The organism is Cobetia sp. SIMBA_158 (genome assembly GCF_046566945.1).
Taxonomy (GTDB): Bacteria; Pseudomonadota; Gammaproteobacteria; order Pseudomonadales; family Halomonadaceae; genus Cobetia; species Cobetia amphilecti.
Map to the genome: position 1 here is coordinate 1 of NZ_JAWJYL010000243.1, position 279 is coordinate 279.

Here is a 279-nt window from a genome sequence, read left to right on the forward strand (position 1 = left end):
CTTCTTCAAACAGACGTTCGGCCATATGGTCGGCCTGTTGCAATGTATCGTAAGCGTCTTCACGTAAGTAAGCAGCGATAATCGCTAGCTGTGCCTTAAAATAACGCTCAATTAACGTATTATAAAGCTCATTTTTATCCAGTACGCTATCAGCCATCGCTTCTTGCGTACGTGCATCCGAGGCGCCAGTCAGTGCGTCTGTGCGCCCAGCAGTATAAATAGGCCAAACGACACCAAGACCTGCACCCGACGTAGAGCCTGAGCGCTTGAGGTTATAAG

1 protein-coding gene is annotated in these 279 nt (G+C 48.7%); it reads right to left on the minus strand.

What is annotated here, in order from left to right:
- Positions 1 to 279: TolC family protein (locus R2R70_RS19815; protein WP_410978871.1), on the minus strand; the 279-nt coding region annotated here is incomplete at both ends.